Raw genomic sequence first — 16127 nt, 5'->3', positions numbered from 1 at the left:
CTCGACTTCGTAGATGCCGTTACCGGCGAAGATCTGGGCGTTGCTTTGCCCCCGCAGCAGCACGTTGATTTCGCCGTCCCCACTCATCAGAGGCTCCTCTAGTTATCAACCAGAGGTAGTATTTACACAAAATTATAAATTTTGGGGTAGAAATTCGAAGGCCATCATGACTGAATTGGATCAGCTAGAATGACTTGGTGACGAGCCAGTCCGCTACGGCTCTACACGCTATGCAGCACGGCTCCGCCGCGACCCATCCGATCGTGGATCCTGCTGAAGAAGCCCTACCCCCATTACGTCGGCGGATTCAACATTCGTAGCGAACACCACCACCGTTCGGTGTCTTGCCCCCGTTGGCCAGTTTGGCAAGTAGGCTGTTAAAATTGTCTGGTCGCGGAGCATTGTTGGGACCCGGTGGGCTTGGCGATTGTAGACTATGCCTACCGCTTTGAGCGTCTCGCCGCTCGTGCCTCTGGTTGGAGGTAGCCCATGGTACAGATCCACGCCAATGCCCGGACCACCCCCGTTGTTCGCGCCGAGATTGCCCGATCCACCGAGCCCCCCGGTGTGCTGGCCCAGCGCTACAGCGTCAGCACCGAGACCATCCGCAAATGGCGCAGGCGCGGCCCGACCGACTGCCTGGACCGGCCCACCATACCCCATAAGCTACCCTGGAAGGCTAATGACGAGGAGCGCGCCGTGGTCTGCGCGCTCCGCCGTAGCACCAACTTCGCTCTCGATGACCTGACCTTCGTCGTCACCCACTTCCTGCCCCATCTCAACCGCGACAGCATCTGGCGTATCCTCAGGGCAGAGGGCCTGAACCGCAGGGCACCACCCCCGTCAGACCAACCACGGCGTGGTCACGGCCAGTTCCGGGACTACGACCTCGGCTTCATTCATATCGACATCAAGCACTTGCCCAAGCTGCAGACTGCCAATGGCGAGCGCCGCAAACGCTTCCTCTATGTGGCCATCGACCGGCGCTCGCGCTCCGTCCATCTCGCCGTAAAGGATGATGAAACCGAGCGCAGCGCCATCGCCTTCCTCAAGGAAGCCGCCGCCGCTTTCCCCTTCCGCTTCACCCATGTGCTGACCGACAACGGCAGCTGTTTCACCCCTGGCTTTGCCAGGGCTTGCGCCGCCCTAGGCGCCGAGCATCGCAACACCAAGCCCCGCTGCCCTCAAACCAACGGCATGGTGGAGCGCTTCAATGGCCGCATCGGCAGCGAGGTGTTGGGGATCACCGTCTACTCCCATCAGAAGCTCGAACAGCTCCTGCGTGGCTTCAACGCCGCCTACAATGCCCGTCGCCAGCGCGTCCTCGAAGGTAAAACACCAGAGCAGGTCGTCACCGAGCGCCTCCAGCTCCGACGCAAGCTCGCTCGCGGCGAACCCGAAGGCCAGGCGGGACCAGCTGATATTGCCCTGGCGCGGGACATCGTCGAAGCTGCCAAGGATGTCTCACAACCAGACACGTTGCTTCCGGCTACACCTTCCTGGCGAACGGCGTGCCGCCGGGCCGCGACCTTACGCTCCTGTTCCGGCCGGGCGAGCGAGTGCGGCTGCGCCTCATCAACGGCTCGGCGATGACCTACCAGGACGTCCGTATCCCTGGGCTTCCCATGACGGTGGTGCAGGCGCACGGCAACCCGGTACGTCCCATCGAGGTCGACGAGATCCGCATGGCCACAGCCGAGACCTACGACGTGATCGTGCAGCCGCGCGAGGAGCAAGCCTACTCAGTCCTGGCCGAGTCCACCGGGCGCCAGGGCTTCGCCCGCGTCGTGCTGGCCCCGCGTGAGGGCATGCCGCCGGAGCCGCTGCCGCCGCATCGGCCGCGGCCGGTGCTGACTATGGCGGACATGGGCATGACCCCGCCGGGTCCGACCGGTCTTGACCGCGGCACGCCCTGCCCCGAGCAGGACCAGCCCGGCCAGGTCGCGCCGATGCCGGCGATGGGCGACATGGCAGACATGGGAACCGGCGCCGCGCCGGGCGCGCAGGGTGGCGGAATGGGCGCGATGCCGGGCATGGGCCAGGGTGCAAAGGGCGGGGGCGCGATGCCGGGCATGGACCCCGGTGCGATGGGCGGGGGGGCGCCGGCGGGGACGGGTCAAGACGCCATGGCCCCGCGCGACCCCTTCGCGGTCGACACCGGGGCAGTGGCCGGTACCCGCGTGCTGTCACTGCGTGACCTGCGGGCACTCTCGAACCACTACGGGACGCGGCCACCTGACCGCGCCATCGAAGTTCGCCTGACCGGCAACATGCAGCGCTACATGTGGTCCATGAATGGCAACATGTTTTGGAACGCGCAGCCCATCGTGCTGGACTACGGCGACCGGGTACGCTTGCGCTTCATTAACGAGACCATGATGAATCATGCCATGCACCTGCATGGCCTGTGGATGATCCCACAGGTGGGCAACGGCGACGAGAACCCCTTGCTGCACACCATCAACGTTCCGCCGGGGACGACGACCGACGTCGATGTCGTGGCCGATGCGGAGGGCGGTTGGGCCTTCCATTGTCACCTGCTCTATCACATGGAGGCCGGCATGATGCGCAAGGTCGAGGTGCGGCGGGTGACGGGGCGGCGCCTTGCTCGCGCCTGCTCCCAGGGCTGACCAGCTCTGAGGTGATGCCGGTCGCTGAGGCCGCAAGCAGGCCACGGGCTGCCTTACATCAGCAGGGCCGGCTTCCCGATCTGCGTCCCGATTGCCGGATGCGCAGGATGTGGAGAGAAAGTCTTTGCGAGGCCGAGGACGAGGACCGTGCCTGCCCGCTTTGGAGGCGACGGCGTGATCCCGTACCATCCCAAGCAGGCTTGCCCCCGGGTCGGGGGCTGGAGAGATGAACACGCGCCATGGTGAGCGACACCCTCGACTGCCTGGTCATCGGCGCAGGGCCCGCCGGGCTGACCGCGGCGATCTACCTGGCCCGCTACCGGCGCCGGTTCGTCGTCGTGGACGGTGGCGAGCCCCGCGCCGCGCTGATCCCGACCTCGCACAACCTCGCGGGCTTTCCCGAGGGCATCCGCGGCACCGTGCTGCTGGAGCGCATGGCGGCTCAGGCGCGGCGCTACGGCGCCCCGGTCGTGGGGGGGACGGTCACCAGCTTGACGCGGGACGGGGATGGCCTGTTCCTGGCCGAAACCAGCGCGGGGCAGATCGCCGCGCGGACGGTGCTGCTCGCTACCGGCGTCGTGGACCGCCATCCCGAGGTGCCGGGCCTGCGCGGGGCGATCGGGCAGGGGCTGATCCGCTACTGCGCAGTGTGCGACGGCTACGAGGCGATCGGCCGCCGGGTCGGCGTACTCGGGCAGGGCAGCAGCGGCCTCGGCGAGGCGCGCTTCCTGCGAACCTACAGCGCTAACCTCACGCTGCTGTCGTGGGGCGTCCCGCTCGGCCTCTCGCAGGACGAGCGCAAGCAGGTGGATGCGGCCGGGATTGTGCCGGTGGAGGAGCCGGTCGCCTCGATCACCGTTGGGGCGAACGAGGTGCGCCTTCGCGCAACGGGGGGAGGGGATCTCCGCTTCGAGGTAGTCTACGTGGAGATGGGCAGCAGCCCGCGCTCCGACCTCGTCCGCCCGCTCGGGACGCGGCTCGAGAAGCAGGGCTGCGTGATCGCCGACGGGCACCAGCGTACTTCGACCGACGGCCTGTTCGCGGCCGGCGACGTGGTTTCCAGCCTTGACCAGATCAGCGTGGCGATGGGCGAGGCCGCCATCGCCGCGACGGCGATCCACAATCGCCTGCGATAGGCCTGGCCTTGTCGTGGCAGGTCACGCGGCCATCACCGGGCCCGGTTGCGCTGCTTCACCGCCGGCATGTCCAGCACGAGGAACGGGGGCAACGTGCGGGGCTGCGCGTCCGCCGAACGCCTAGCGACGGTGACCGTGGCCTTGGCGCCCATGGCCATACCCAGCATGGCCATATCCGTAGCCACCGTACCCATAGCCCCCATAGCCACCGCCGCTGCCAACTCCGTAGCCGTGCCGGTACCCCCCTCCATAGCCGTGGCCACCGTAGCCGTATCCCGCGTAGGCCCCCCTGCCGTGGTGGCCGCCTTCCCAAGCAACGGGCAGCTCCGTCCCCCAGGCGGGCGCGAGCGCGGCGCCGGCGGAAACCGCGAGGGTGGCGGCAATGACGGTGATACGGAGCGTGCGCATGGCGAGGGTTCTCCTGGGTTTCTGCAGCGCGTGGCGCGGCGGCCATGACAGCGATGGATCGAATGGCGCGCAACCATCCGCCCGCCAGTTTGACCCGTTGGGCTCAATACTGCGGGTGGTGGGCACCGCTCCCTGGCGCCGGCACCACGATCACGGCGGGCGGGTGGCCGGGGGCTGGCATGCCGTACGCGCCCGGCGAAACGTGGACACCAGCTGGCCTGTCGTGCTGCGGCGGGTAGCCAGGGGCTTGGTGCTGCGGCAGCGGGGCGTTGCTCCCGTGGTACGGGTCGGGCACCGGCTCATGGCGGCGGAAGTCGTCTCGGCTGTGGTTCTGCACGAGAAGCCACTCCGGCCGAAGCTGCCCGGCCCCGGACACCTGCGCGGTGCCGGTGGCTGGGATGAATGCCACCGCCGACAGGCTCAAAATAACGGCGGATGCGAGGTGAAGCGTGCGCATGGTCTAAGTCTCCGCTGTAGATCTATGCGATGAAGCGCGCCGTCCGTGGCAGATTCGGGGCGGCGGCGAGACGGGCCCGGGGCAAAGCCGACCCTCATCCCACGTAGCGCCAGCACGCGGCGGATCCATTACTACTACCAGGCGGTGGTGAACCCACAGGCGTGCCGTAGGCACTACACCTGCTCTGTCTCGGCTTGCACTGCCGGCCTTCGGTCGCGGCACCCGCCGGCCGAGGGCGGCTCACGTCGGTTCGTTCAGTGCCCGCCATTCCAGCCGCCATGATAGCCATACGGTGGAGCGTAGGCGTAGCCCGGCGCGCCATGGCCGTGCCCGCCCGACCCGTAGCCGTATCCCGGCGCGGGATAGACCGCGCACCCCGACAACACCGCCCCGATACCGATCAAGAGAACTGTCCTGCGGACGAGGCGTTTCCCCAGGCCGACCGGAGACGCCGGCGGAGGATGGGTTATGGGGTGACCGGGCATCTGGGCCTCCTTTGCATCGGGTCCGGGCGCCGACCTCGTCGGCGGACGCGAAGACACCGTGTCCATCGAACGCTCTAGTCAACCTCCACGTTTCCCGACCGACCTAGCAATCCTTCGAGACCTCCAGCAGCGTCGCCGCGTCGAACGCGCGGCGGCGCTGGGCCATCAGGGCGCGCACCGTTTCGTGCATCGCGGCCATCGCCGGTTTCACAACCGCTGCGCCACCGGCAAGCCTCGTCCTTTGGTGCAGCTGCCGGGTTGCGGGCAGGCTGTCGTCCGCCAGGACGTACAAGGCATAAGGATGGCGGAGGGCGGTGCGGGCAGCGCCACGATCAGTCGTGGCGGTGGCCGCCGCCCGTGGCGTCGGGGCCGTGCCCGCTTGGGTCTGTGGCCCCGGCAGGCGGTGCGGACGTCATGCCCCCGCCGCCCTGGGCTGGGCCGGTCCCCGCGGCACCGTGGGCGTGGCCCGCCATCCCGTCATGGTCACCTGATCCCCCCGGCATGGCCATGTTCGGCATGCGCATCACTCCAAGGCCATGGCGGTAGACGTTCTCGCCGCCAAGCCAACCTGTCACCGTTAGCGCTCCCGCCCCCAACAAGAGCAAGGCAAGGAGGACGGTGCCTGCCCCTGCCGTCCGGCAGCGGTCAAGCCAAGCCCCTGCAGCAGCGGCCAGGAACACCGTCGCGGTGCCGACGGCCCAGTACATGTGCCGGACCATGTTGGCGTGGCCCAGGTCGTCATGCGCCACCGTGTTATACGCCTGCCAGCCGGTGAGCAGCGCCACCAAGGCGGCAAGCGTGCCCATGCCAAGGTTCCAGCGCGCCACGACGGTGAGGGTTGTCCCGCGCGGGCTTCGCAAGCCGACCACGGTGCCCACCACGAACAACGCCGTTGCGGCAAGAAGCAGCGCGATGGCGAAGTGGACGACTAGCGGGTGCCAATTTGGGACAATTTCGATGCCAAACACGTTGCTGATGCCTTGCGGGTTCGAGGTCTTGTGACATGTCGTCCGTCCGCGTCCCGTATAGTGAACGGCCGTGGCTCCGAACAGAAAAGCCTTGCGCGGATGTAAACAAAGCATTGCGGTTATTTTCAGTGTCGCGGCAAGAGCGCTGCCCAAGCCTGACGCCCTTCGCGGGACGGATCACACCGATCCCGAAGAGAACCACGACCCTGGAAATGGTTGGACTCCCATCCGGCGCTTGATCTGGAAGCCCCGATTGAAAAACGGGCTCTGAGCGGGGCAACGCGCCTGTTTGCGGCTCGTTTTGTGTGACGGTCGCGCCGCTTCGGCCGGCCGTACATACTCCCGGAGTTCCCGATCATGACCCGACGCCTGCTGCATCTCGTCGCCCTTGCGGCTTTGCTGGCCCCACCCGCCTTTTCTCAGACCAGCCCACCTACTGGACCGGTGGCCGGCGCAGAGCAGCGCATGGGCGAAGCGATGACTCGCATGCAGCGGGACATGTCCGCCATGCCGATGACGGGGCATGCAGACCGCGACTGGGCGATGATGATGCGGCGCCACCACATGGGCGCACTCGAGATGTCGCAGGCATATCTGGCAGCGGGTCGCGATGCGGAAACAGTGCGGATGGCACGCAAGGTGATCGAGGACCAGACCCGCGAAATTGCCGACCTGGACGACTGGCTGCGCCGCCACCCCGGCTGATAGGCCGTCGCTGGCGGGACCGTTCGTCCTGCCAGCTTGGATGATCAGCGCGACGGTGTCTGCGCGTTGCGCTGGCCCTGCTGCCTCGCCTTAGGCCGCGGTCGCGCCTGCCCCTGCGCGGGCTGCGGCGCCGGAGCGGTCTGGTTCATGCTTGGCATGTTTGAGTGATCCATGCCCTGCATACGGGAATGGTCCATGCCCTGCATGCTGCCCTGCGAAGTCCCTTGGGCGAAGGATGGCGCGGCCATAAATGAAACGGCAGCGAGGGCGAGAAAAATGCGCATATGGCTGTCTCCGGGCTGATGAAATCGTCGAGGCTCCGGCGCTGTCGGCCGGCTACTCCGTCCTTAATAACATCCGGACCAGCGGCGCGATGCGTGACGTTGTATGTCTGGCACCTCCCGTTTCCGGCTTTGGCGCCGCGGCACGCTTTCCGGCAAGGCCGCAAGTGACCGCACCGGTGAAGCACGCGATCAGCGGCCGGACGGACCGACGGCCCGTGCCGCGTCCATCCCTCCGCCGCCCGCCGGCGCAGCCCCGTGCGACATGTCGCTCATGTCCATCGGCATCTCCATCGGGCGCACTCGGAAGCCACCGGAGAGGTCTGCCAGCACGACGCCGGCCCCGAGCAGCAGGAGCGTCAGCACCGTCACCGACACGAGTGGCGGCCCGCTCGCCGTGCCCTCCATTGCCAAGGCCTCGTGCCCGGTGGCCAGCTCGTCCGTCCCGCCCCCCATGCCCGCCATCCCGGCGTGATCGCCCGTCGAACGCGTCGTGGCCCGCGCCATTAGCGGGTCGCGCGCCGTCTCCATTGCAAGACTGTGGCCACCCGCCCCGAGCACGCGCACGGTGCCCATTCCGTGCTTCAGCCGCACCGCGACGAGCCAGACGTTGACGGGATAAGCCACGATGGCACCGACGAGCGTTGCGAGCGACATCACCCCCCAGAAACGGAGCGAGGTCGCCTCCATTGCCCGCATGTCGCGGCTCATCAGCGTCACCATGACCGGGATCATCCCGGCCATCACGGCGTTCATAGACAGCCATTCCGGCATGAAGGACCGGCGCAGCGCGGTCGCGTACGACCCGCCGAGCATGTCCTTCATGAACAGCGCCTGGAAGACCAGCAGCCCGAAGCCGAAGCCGAGGGCGTACTCGACCACGGTATCGAGCCACATGGGAAGGCCGAGGGCCGTCGTGACCGCGGCGGCAAGGATAATGCCGGTGGCATCACCCGCGAGGCAGTGGATCGTCGAGCCGAGCGCCTGCTTCCAGAGCGGCTGGACAAAGCCCTCGTGTCCGCCCGGCGAGGGTTCCTGGCAGGAGAGGACGTAGAGCGCCGCGGCGACCGGCCCGGCGTAGAGGGTCACGAGTACCCAGCCCCACTTCATCACTGTCAGTTCCGGGTTCCGCGCCCAGGCGTCCCAGGCCACGTAGGCGACGGAGAGGGCCGTAAGCACGAACCAAGCGATAAGGGTTGCGTCGATCATCGTTTCCCTTCCGCGCGGACCTTGAGCGGACTCATCCGGCTGCTCGCATCAACTGCATGCTGGTTCCAGACGAGTTGCCCAGCTCCAATTCAGAATCCTCGAAGCCGCGGCAACTGTTTTTATAGCATACGAGCGCTTCGCAACATTTTGTTGCGGCGGATGGGGCAGTCGGCATGCGTAAAGAACTAGACCGCGGATGCATCGTTAATTGCCGCACCCACGATCAGATGGAACGAGGCGCAGCAGCTCCTAGAATGATCGATCGGGAGCACGGCAGCAGGAACGGAACCCAGCCATGGCCCACAAGGCGAAACACACCGGCCCAACGCCTGATCCATCCGAGGGCCTCAACACAGGATTCAGCGATTATCAGCTCGACATTGGCCGGAATGATCCCGATGCGCTCTTTGGGACTGGCCGCATGGACATCGCCTTTGGCCGCGGCGGGAACGACTACCTCCTCGGTGCGGGTGGAGATGACGATCTCCAGGGCGGGCGCGGCCGCGACTACCTCATTGGTGGGGACGGGCGGGATCACCTCGACGGCGGGGCCGGATCGGACGTGTTGATCGGCGGCGGCGGCGCCGACGCGCTGAGGGGCGGGGACGATAATGCAGCGGACCTTTTGATCGAGGGCGACGGGCACGGCGACATCGAGGGTGGGAGTGGTAACGACGTCCTCGTCGGCGGCCGGGGTGCCGACGCCTTCGTCGTGGACCGCAACAGTGGGCGCGACGTAATCCTCGACTTTCAAGCCGGCCCCGGCATGTTTGATCACCTTGCGATGCGAGGTATCTCGCCGGAGGAGCTCCGCTTCCAGGACACCCCTGTCGGCGTCCGCATCAGCTGGAACGGAGGCGAGGCCTCGGTCCTCTTGAGCGGCGTCTTCAAGGCGGCCCTTGCGGGCGACGACTTCATGTTTACCGACGACCGCCAGGCGATCCAGCCAACGGGTGCATCGGCGCAGACCGTCTCCGCCGAAAGCTTCGTGAAGGACGAGGGCGGCACCGTGTCCGCCCCGAACCCAGGGAGCGGGACGGCACCCTCCGAAGCCTACGCTTTCGACGACTTCAATGTCCGCGTGGGCACCACCCGCGGCGATACCTTCCTGGGAACGGAGGACCGCGACTACAGCTTTGGTCTGGCGGGCAACGATCGCCTGTTAGGCGGGGCTGGCGACGACGACCTGCGAGGCGACGAGGGCAACGACATCCTCGACGGCGGCGTAGGGCAGGATCACCTGATGGGCGGCGCTGGCAGCGATAGCCTGTTCGGCGGCGGCGAGGCCGACAACCTGATGGGCGGGGAGGGAAACGATACAATCTACGGCGGCGCCGGCCATGACATGATCGAGGGGGAGGGAGGCAACGACGTCCTCCACGGCGGCGACGGCGCGGATGCCTTCATCGTTGCCCACAACAGCGGGAACGACGTGGTCATCGGCGGCTTCGATGCGGGTCCGGGCGCCTTCGACCACATCGCGTTCAAGGACATCTCGCCGGACGAGGTGACGGTCACCGAGGCCGGTTCGACCCACGGAGATGGGCACAGCGGCGTGCTGGTCAGCTGGGGTGATGGCTCGATCTTCCTTGAGGGCCTGACCAAGGCCCGGATGGCCCAAGACGACTTCATGTTCAACGCCGATCTCGGCACGCGCGGCGCTTTCATAGACGACCCGGAGATCTCGGCGGCGGGCTCCCAGCTGATTTTTGGGGAAGACGGCTCTCAGCCAGCCGCAGCGAACCCGGCCTACGACTACCTCCTGGGCTGATACGGGGAGCGCCAAGTCTGGCACGTTCGCGCGGCGTGCCGGCTTCCCACACGGTTCTACATCCCAATCTCGGCCCCTGCCGTTGCCCGGCGCTCCTTTTCCGGCTTCGGTGGCAGCCCGCGCCGTTGCCGTTCCACCGCCTCTCGGTCATCCGCCTCCCGTGCGAGGCGTGCCGCTCCGCCCCCTCTTGGGCTAACCTGACCCCGCGCGCCAGCCGGGCGAGGTCCTCGTGCTGCTCCGGCCGTGTGCCCGGCAGCTCCATCGCGCGTCCTGCCGACGCCGCCCGGACACTGAATCGCCTCGGGTTTGTCGGAGGCTGGTGATCTTGAGTTAGGCCGCCAGAGCAACTTTTTGCTGGGCGGCATAGTAGCGTGCTTCCGCCTCGGCCGGCGGGATGTTACCGATCGGCTCGAGGAGGCGGCGGCTGTTGTACCAGTCGACCCACTCCACGGTGGCGAACTCGACAGCCTCCAGGTTGCGCCAGGGGCCGCGTCGACGGATCACCTCGGTCTTGAACAAGCCGTTGATGGTCTACGCCGCCATGTCGCGCACCGTGTTCAACCGCCTCACCGCATGATCCGCATTTTCAGACAGTCAGTCAGAGAAACCACTGGCCTGTCGCTTCAAAATTCGCGGTAGCAGTGGCTGCGAGAGCATCCCAGTCAACGTAGCCGGTGTCCGCCACCGCAATACTGGTTACAGCGACATCAACCTGTGCAGCTGCGGAGGTGACGACAGATACAGCCTGCTCGCCGAGCGGCGTAAACTGGATGTTTGAAACAGTGATGGATGTGGAAGGATTATTATTCAATACACCTATAGTGTTGTTCATTCCGCCATTGTTAAAATCGGCCGGAATGTTTTCTGTAAACGATCCCATTTCTGTGTTATCAACCTTAAAGCTGATTTTGCCTGGTTCCCAGACCATTGTGTAATCATGGAATTGACCGCTGCTGACACCATCGTAAACAACTGTTTGATAGGCATCACTACCATTGTTGTTCCAATGGACAGTGCCATACTGGCGGCCCGAGCCGTCCGGGGTGATCTCCACCATGTTGAATTCTTGGCCTGGCCATTGATTGTCTCCTGGCCAAAGAATAACGGCAGGACCAGGCTGGTTACCATCAACCTTCGCGGTCACGGTATACGTGCCGTAGCCGTGGCCCGCATCAGGACCGGTTGCCCACTCCATCATAGAGGAGGAACCACTTAGGGTGACGGCGCCATTGACTGGTGCAGGGACATTCCAGGCGTTACCAAGCGAACCTAGATCTTTATCCAAGGTATTGGTAACTGCATTGTTGGACATACTGATCTTCCATTCTGTAGCTTTGTCGCGCGACACGACACGCCGCCATCGCTGGCGTCGTATTGGTTTATGCGGCATGGTGGGCTGCTACAGCCCTCAGGCGCTTGACGCTTGCACCTGTCCAGCGGCCGAATGCGTCGGCATCGCTTTCACCTGAGCTTTAACAATGCTTTCACACGTTTGCGCTCTGAATGAACAAAATTAGGCAGACTCATTCTCGGAATCCACCCACTAATCGTTAGCCTATTCTTTCCTTGCGGCTTCGAGTGCACAGGATGAGTGCCACAGGGAGCATCAGTACGGAAATTTCCGAACCAAACAAGAGTTGTATTTTTTATATATTACTGCAGCAAAATTTATGCGGGTTGAGATTAGTGGCGGTCGAGTAGCTCGGTCATTCAGCTCTGCCTTTACAAATCGGGTTTTCCCGCACTTTCCGTGCAGCCCTAATTTGCAATGACGTCGGTAAATAATTGATCAAACATAAGAACTGGCCACTTCGTCACGAATCGGTCTCAGGTACTAGGGGAAGGAGCAGCGGTAGTCTGAATCACTTGGCAGATCAGTTATTTAAATAGGATTGGTCTGCAACAACTTATAAGGAAGGTGCTGGAGACCCGAAAACCAAGGCAGATCAACCGCGCAGGACAATGCGATGACCCTTTACGGGGTGGTCGAGGCCGATGAGACGTTCTTCGTACGCTCCTGCAAGAGGCACCGAGGATGGGTAAGGGACAGGCCGCCCCGAGGACCGCGCTGCGCGCCCGCGTGCCTGGGACACCACCAAGCGGAGCCTGTTCCAGCGAGCAGGTAGCGGTGCTGACCGCACTGGGCAACGCAAGTGGGGTCTACGAAGGCATTCTGCCGGCCCTGCTCGCCATTGAGGCGGCGCTGAACGGTCGGATCGCTGCCGGGTTGGTCGCTGGTTTGGATGGTACCCGGCTTACGCGAAGGCGGCTGGCGAGCATTGTCGTGTGATGGTGTCAACCATCACGCCTGTGGCCGTGAAGCTCGCTCCGCTGCCAACCGAGCGACGACAAAAGGGCCACCTCGGGCTCGGGTGGGTGAATGCGCACCATAGTCAGATCAAGGGGCTGGTGGAGGGCGGTGCCATGGCGTGGCAACCCACTACCTCCGCAACTATCTCGGTTGGCACCGGGCGATGCTGCGCCAAGCATTCATCGGGAAGGCGCTGCTGGATCGAGCGCTGACATAGCGCGACATCCGATCTGCCGTGGCCACCCACACTCAATCGTACAGCGCCATTTTAATCCAGCTTTGCCGGAGCTTGCGGCGCACACCCATCTCATTGCGAGTTAGCACAAATTAATCAAAAAGTTGATCAAGATTTTATGATTGCAATTAGAGGTTGAATTACGGATACCACCTCACGTCACACGAAATCACAGTTTCGTGTATCACTAAGATGTGGAGATTGGTCGTGGTTGCATCCATCGGGTCCACCGCAGTCGACGCTACCGGCAACACCTTCAAGGTCGTCCTCGCCGACGACTTCAGCGCCGGGTACAAAACCTCCAACTGGGGCTACGCCTACAACGGCGGCACCTACTGGAACGGCGCCTTCGACTGGAGCTCCAGCGACGTCAACGTCCGCAACGGCGAAATGCAGGTGACCGATACCCGCCAAGCCGATGGCTCCTGGACCGCGGGCGGCTTCAACAGCATGCAGGCCGGGCAGTCGATCACCTACGGCACCGTCGAGTTCGATGCCCGTGTCGAGGCGGCCCAGGGCACCCAGGCTGCCATCCTGATGTGGCCGGTCTCCGATACCTGGCCCCGCGACGGCGAGATCGACATTCTCGAGGCGCCGAAGAACCAGGCGATGCACAGCTCTCATTGGGAGGGCACCGATGGCTCGCACCAGTACAGCTCGATCTTCAGCACTATCGATCCAAGCAAGACCCACCGCTATGCCATGACCTGGCTGCCGAACGAGCTCACCATCAAAGTCGATGGCCAGGTCGTGGCGCGCTGGACCGATGCTGCCGCCATCCCGGACACCGCCATGGGCTTCGGCGCCATGGGCTATGTTGCCGCCAAGGGCGAGGACTGGCTGGGCGGTGCCCCCGACAGCACCACGCCGAGCGTGGTCACGACTTATATTGACAACGTGGTCATGTCCCAGTGGACCGGCACCGGCGGCACGCCGACGCCGCCCTCCGTGCTTGCGCCCGCGCCGGTGGATACGACGCCGGCGGTGAAGACGATCGGCAGCGGCAGCGACACGCTGGTGCTCAAGCTCACGCAGGACGTCTACAAGGCCGGCGCCCAGTATACCGTCAGCGTCGACGGCAAGCAGATCGGCGGCACGCTCACCGCCGGTGCTGCCCAGGGCTCGGGCCAAACCGACGTCATCACCGTCAAGGGCGACTGGGCCGCCGGCGCCCACACGGCCACCGTCACCTTCCTCAACGATACCTGGGGCGGCACCAGCACCACCGACAGCAATCTTTACGTCACCGGCATCACCTACAACGGTAAGGCACTGGCCGGCGGCACTGCCGATTTGATGAGCAACGGCCCGGTCGACTTCTCTTTTACCGAGGCTGCGCTGGTCACCCCTCCTCCCCCCGTCAGCAGCGACACCGCCCCGATCCCTGCCCTCTTCGGTACCCCCGGCACCTGGGGCCAGGCCGCCCAGGTCTGGACCGGCCAGCTCGACTTCGGCGGCGACAGCTACCAGACCTTCGGCGCCAATCCCGCCTGGGGCAGTCTCTCCACCGTCCAGCTCGCCCCCAAGGCCTGGAACGCCGCCTGGGACACTCAGATCGCTGTCGACAACTTCGTCACCGCCAATCTCGACCTCCGCGCTGCCGGCGCCCGCGCCCTGGACGTCATGGTGGTCAGCGCCCAGAACGGCGTCGTCCAGCTCGGCAACGGCAACGACACGATGACCTGGGTCGCTCAGAGCAATGCCGAAGTCGCCGGCAACAAGTTTACTATCAAGACTGGTGGCGGCGACGACGTCGTCCAACTCACCGCCGCCGGCCTCTCCAGCCTCGCCGACTACGACAAGACCGGCAACGGCAGCCTCTACAATGCCGGCTACGACGGCACCGGCTCGACCGCCTCGGTCTATACCGGCGCCGGCCACGACACCGTCACCACCGAGGGCGGCGTCCGCTTGGTGCTGAACGGCGGCTCGGGCTTCGCCACCGCCACCGGCGGCAAGGCCAACGACCTCTTCTACGCCGGCACCGGCGGCGGCGACTTCACCGGCGGTGCCGGCCGCGATACCTTTATCTTCGGCAAGGGCGACGGCCACGTCACCATCCAGGACTTCACCGCCGGCACCGACCGCTTGAAGTTCACCGGTCTGACCAAGGCCGACATTTATACCGCCACTACCACCGAAGCCGGTGTCGCCGGCCTCCTCGTCACCTACGACGCCGACGGCGACAGCGTCTTCCTCGCCAATATCAGCAAGATCAGCGTCAGCGATATGATCTTCGCCTGAGCAACGGCGCTATCTCCAACAATCCGTCCGCAGCCTGGGCACAAAGCCCACGCTCTTGGCTTCGCCTTCCATGCTGAAAGGGCAAATTTGAAGACGCTGTAGCCTCGCAGCGTCCGCGGACGGATCTATAACTATGAAGCTCATCGATAATGCTCACGCTAATCGGGCCAAGCAGTGTCAACGAGGGTCGGATTCCGTCACGGAATGTGTTGGAAATGGCCGTTGTGGTATCGGCGATCGAGGCCTCGACTTCTGCGAAAGCGAATTGCAGCTGATCGGCGGTCAGCTGCTCCGAGCGCCGGCCGAACTGCATGCGCTGCAGCTTGCGCAGCAGGTGCTGCAGCCGCTCGTTCCGCGCCGCCAGCGCGTCGCACTCGGCTACCGCGTCGTCCCACTTCGCCCAGGCTGCCAGCAGCAGCGCGTGCAATGCCGCGGGATCATCAGTCAGTGGTGGCGTTGGAGTGCTGGTCTCACGCATCGCGTAGGCGATTCTATGCGGGCACGCTCGGCCTGGGAATCCGTTTCGTGCTTTGCACCCGCGTCCAATCAATCCCGTCGATTAGCGCTGCAAATTCGACGGTGTGAGCCGCAGCGCGCCGTCCACCACAGGTGGACAGCGGAACGCGCCAGCCTTCAGTTGCCTCCAGACCAGGACCAGGACCAGGCCGCTGCCGTCGCACACCACAAGCTTGATCCGATCAGCACGCTTCGAGCGGAACACCAGCACCACGCCCGAGAACAGAGCCTCACCCATCATCTCGGCCGCCAGCGCGGCGAGGCTGTACGCCCCTTGCGGAAGTCGACGGGCCGCGTCGCCAGTAGGATCCGCGCCTCCGCGGGCAGCGTGATCATGCCTCGAGCGCTGCCGCCAGCCGCGCCACCACCGTCGCATCCATCCCAGCACCAACCCGCAGCAGGCGGCCATTGCGCAGCACCATCTCGACGCGGTCATTCCCGGCGTCCGGCATCGGCGCGCAGGGTGGCGCGACCGAGCCCTACCGCATGCCGCCATCATCCACCAGCAGCGGCACGAAGCGCGGTGCCCGCGGCGACACCTGTCGCGCCGGACGCCCCGCGGCCTCACGGCGCCAGCGATACACCTGGCTTGGCGAAATCCCGTAGCGCTGCGCCACCAGCAGCATCCGTGCCCCCGGCATCGCCGCCTCGGTCAGGACTCTGGCCCACTCATCCGGCATGTATTCCCGCCGGGCCTCGCCGCGGGTGACGATCTCCACCCGCGTCACACCATTTGTGGCAGCACCAGTGCGAAACTTCGAGCCGGCCATC

General features: G+C 65.1%; 15 protein-coding genes and 3 pseudogenes. 8 read left to right on the top strand and 10 right to left on the bottom strand.

The window, feature by feature from the left end:
• Positions 1–489: 489 nt before the first annotated feature.
• The 3 genes and pseudogenes from QWZ14_RS00560 to QWZ14_RS00550 all read left to right on the top strand — a co-directional run.
• A pseudogene (locus QWZ14_RS00560) lies at positions 490–1476 on the top strand (DDE-type integrase/transposase/recombinase); the annotation flags it as partial.
• Between the two features lie 83 nt (positions 1477–1559).
• A complete protein-coding gene (locus QWZ14_RS00555; protein WP_290314590.1) occupies positions 1560–2630 on the top strand; it encodes a multicopper oxidase domain-containing protein in 1071 nt (356 codons plus the stop codon).
• 239 nt (positions 2631–2869) lie between these two features.
• Entirely contained in the window at positions 2870–3766 is an 897-nt protein-coding gene (locus QWZ14_RS00550) for an NAD(P)/FAD-dependent oxidoreductase (protein WP_290314589.1), read from the top strand.
• A 32-nt stretch (positions 3767–3798) separates the two neighbouring features.
• Here QWZ14_RS00550 and QWZ14_RS00545 read toward each other — a convergent pair whose 3' ends face one another.
• The 3 genes from QWZ14_RS00545 to QWZ14_RS00535 form a co-directional block, all read right to left on the bottom strand.
• A complete protein-coding gene (locus QWZ14_RS00545; protein WP_290314588.1) occupies positions 3799–3933 on the bottom strand; it encodes a hypothetical protein in 135 nt (44 codons plus the stop codon).
• Positions 3934–4277: 344 nt separating this feature from the next.
• Positions 4278–4631: a hypothetical protein gene (locus QWZ14_RS00540; RefSeq protein WP_290314587.1), complete on the bottom strand. Its 354-nt coding sequence runs from the start codon at positions 4629–4631 to the stop codon at positions 4278–4280.
• 817 nt (positions 4632–5448) lie between these two features.
• Positions 5449–6237 (bottom strand): DUF2231 domain-containing protein, encoded by a 789-nt coding sequence (locus QWZ14_RS00535; protein WP_290314586.1) that lies wholly within the window; start codon positions 6235–6237, stop codon positions 5449–5451.
• Positions 6238–6441: 204 nt separating this feature from the next.
• Here QWZ14_RS00535 and QWZ14_RS00530 point away from each other — a divergent pair, with 204 nt between their 5' ends.
• Positions 6442–6789 (top strand): DUF305 domain-containing protein, encoded by a 348-nt coding sequence (locus QWZ14_RS00530; protein ID WP_290314585.1) that lies wholly within the window; start codon positions 6442–6444, stop codon positions 6787–6789.
• Between the two features lie 44 nt (positions 6790–6833).
• On the opposite strand, the gene QWZ14_RS00525 is transcribed toward QWZ14_RS00530, so the two are convergent.
• Positions 6834–7073, bottom strand: a complete 240-nt coding sequence (locus QWZ14_RS00525; protein ID WP_290314584.1) for a hypothetical protein — start codon at positions 7071–7073, stop codon at positions 6834–6836.
• A gap of 189 nt (positions 7074–7262) precedes the next feature.
• The gene (locus tag QWZ14_RS00520; protein WP_290314583.1) at positions 7263–8279 is read right to left on the bottom strand and encodes a DUF4396 domain-containing protein; all 1017 of its coding nucleotides are present in this window, start codon (positions 8277–8279) and stop codon (positions 7263–7265) included.
• Positions 8280–8574: 295 nt separating this feature from the next.
• Here QWZ14_RS00520 and QWZ14_RS00515 point away from each other — a divergent pair, with 295 nt between their 5' ends.
• Positions 8575–10050, top strand: coding sequence for a calcium-binding protein (locus QWZ14_RS00515; RefSeq protein WP_290314582.1), 1476 nt, complete (start codon positions 8575–8577; stop codon positions 10048–10050).
• A gap of 330 nt (positions 10051–10380) precedes the next feature.
• On the opposite strand, the pseudogene QWZ14_RS00510 reads toward QWZ14_RS00515, so the two are convergent.
• Both QWZ14_RS00510 and QWZ14_RS00505 read right to left on the bottom strand, forming a co-directional pair.
• Positions 10381–10581, bottom strand: a pseudogene (locus QWZ14_RS00510) (IS3 family transposase); the annotation flags it as partial.
• Positions 10582–10648: 67 nt separating this feature from the next.
• The gene (locus QWZ14_RS00505; protein ID WP_290314581.1) at positions 10649–11362 is read right to left on the bottom strand and encodes a family 16 glycosylhydrolase; all 714 of its coding nucleotides are present in this window, start codon (positions 11360–11362) and stop codon (positions 10649–10651) included.
• A gap of 816 nt (positions 11363–12178) precedes the next feature.
• On the opposite strand from QWZ14_RS00505, the gene QWZ14_RS00500 reads away from it, so the two are divergent.
• From QWZ14_RS00500 to QWZ14_RS00490, 3 genes and pseudogenes are all read left to right on the top strand, one after another.
• Positions 12179–12340 carry a hypothetical protein gene (locus tag QWZ14_RS00500; RefSeq protein WP_290314580.1) on the top strand — a complete coding sequence of 54 codons (162 nt, stop codon included), beginning with the start codon at positions 12179–12181 and terminating at the stop codon, positions 12338–12340.
• 86 nt (positions 12341–12426) lie between these two features.
• Positions 12427–12533 (top strand): annotated as a pseudogene (locus QWZ14_RS00495) (IS1595 family transposase); the annotation flags it as partial.
• 270 nt (positions 12534–12803) lie between these two features.
• Positions 12804–14840 (top strand): family 16 glycosylhydrolase, encoded by a 2037-nt coding sequence (locus QWZ14_RS00490; RefSeq protein ID WP_290314579.1) that lies wholly within the window; start codon positions 12804–12806, stop codon positions 14838–14840.
• Here the strand turns inward: QWZ14_RS00490 and QWZ14_RS00485 are convergent.
• The 3 genes from QWZ14_RS00485 to QWZ14_RS00475 form a co-directional block, all read right to left on the bottom strand.
• Positions 14818–15318, bottom strand: a complete 501-nt coding sequence (locus QWZ14_RS00485) for a transposase (protein ID WP_290314578.1) — start codon at positions 15316–15318, stop codon at positions 14818–14820. The genes QWZ14_RS00490 and QWZ14_RS00485 overlap by 23 nt on opposite strands.
• An 81-nt stretch (positions 15319–15399) precedes the next feature.
• The gene (tnpB, locus tag QWZ14_RS00480) at positions 15400–15732 is read right to left on the bottom strand and encodes an IS66 family insertion sequence element accessory protein TnpB (RefSeq protein ID WP_290314596.1); all 333 of its coding nucleotides are present in this window, start codon (positions 15730–15732) and stop codon (positions 15400–15402) included.
• 103 nt (positions 15733–15835) lie between these two features.
• Positions 15836–16126 (bottom strand): transposase, encoded by a 291-nt coding sequence (locus QWZ14_RS00475; protein ID WP_290314577.1) that lies wholly within the window; start codon positions 16124–16126, stop codon positions 15836–15838.
• Position 16127: the final 1 nt, after the last annotated feature.

The organism is Paeniroseomonas aquatica (assembly GCF_030409335.1).
Lineage (GTDB): Bacteria > Pseudomonadota > Alphaproteobacteria > Acetobacterales > Acetobacteraceae > Belnapia > Belnapia aquatica.
Note: the sequence above shows the minus strand (reverse complement) of the source record. Positions and strands in the feature narration are given on the sequence as shown.

What these genes read in the sequence shown, in the direction of transcription:
- QWZ14_RS00550 (WP_290314589.1), top strand. Translation starts at nt 2,870, where the DNA reads ATGGTGAGCGACACCCTCGACTGCCTGGTCATCGGCGCAGGGCCCGCC.
- QWZ14_RS00545 (WP_290314588.1), bottom strand. Translation starts at nt 3,933, where the DNA reads ATGCTGGGTATGGCCATGGGCGCCAAGGCCACGGTCACCGTCGCTAGG.
- QWZ14_RS00540 (WP_290314587.1), bottom strand. Translation starts at nt 4,631, where the DNA reads ATGCGCACGCTTCACCTCGCATCCGCCGTTATTTTGAGCCTGTCGGCG.
- QWZ14_RS00530 (WP_290314585.1), top strand. Translation starts at nt 6,442, where the DNA reads ATGACCCGACGCCTGCTGCATCTCGTCGCCCTTGCGGCTTTGCTGGCC.
- QWZ14_RS00525 (WP_290314584.1), bottom strand. Translation starts at nt 7,073, where the DNA reads ATGCGCATTTTTCTCGCCCTCGCTGCCGTTTCATTTATGGCCGCGCCA.
- QWZ14_RS00520 (WP_290314583.1), bottom strand. Translation starts at nt 8,279, where the DNA reads ATGATCGACGCAACCCTTATCGCTTGGTTCGTGCTTACGGCCCTCTCC.
- QWZ14_RS00515 (WP_290314582.1), top strand. Translation starts at nt 8,575, where the DNA reads ATGGCCCACAAGGCGAAACACACCGGCCCAACGCCTGATCCATCCGAG.
- QWZ14_RS00505 (WP_290314581.1), bottom strand. Translation starts at nt 11,362, where the DNA reads ATGTCCAACAATGCAGTTACCAATACCTTGGATAAAGATCTAGGTTCG.
- QWZ14_RS00485 (WP_290314578.1), bottom strand. Translation starts at nt 15,318, where the DNA reads ATGCGTGAGACCAGCACTCCAACGCCACCACTGACTGATGATCCCGCG.
- tnpB (WP_290314596.1), bottom strand. Translation starts at nt 15,732, where the DNA reads ATGCGACGGTGGTGGCGCGGCTGGCGGCAGCGCTCGAGGCATGATCAC.
- QWZ14_RS00475 (WP_290314577.1), bottom strand. Translation starts at nt 16,126, where the DNA reads ATGGCCGGCTCGAAGTTTCGCACTGGTGCTGCCACAAATGGTGTGACG.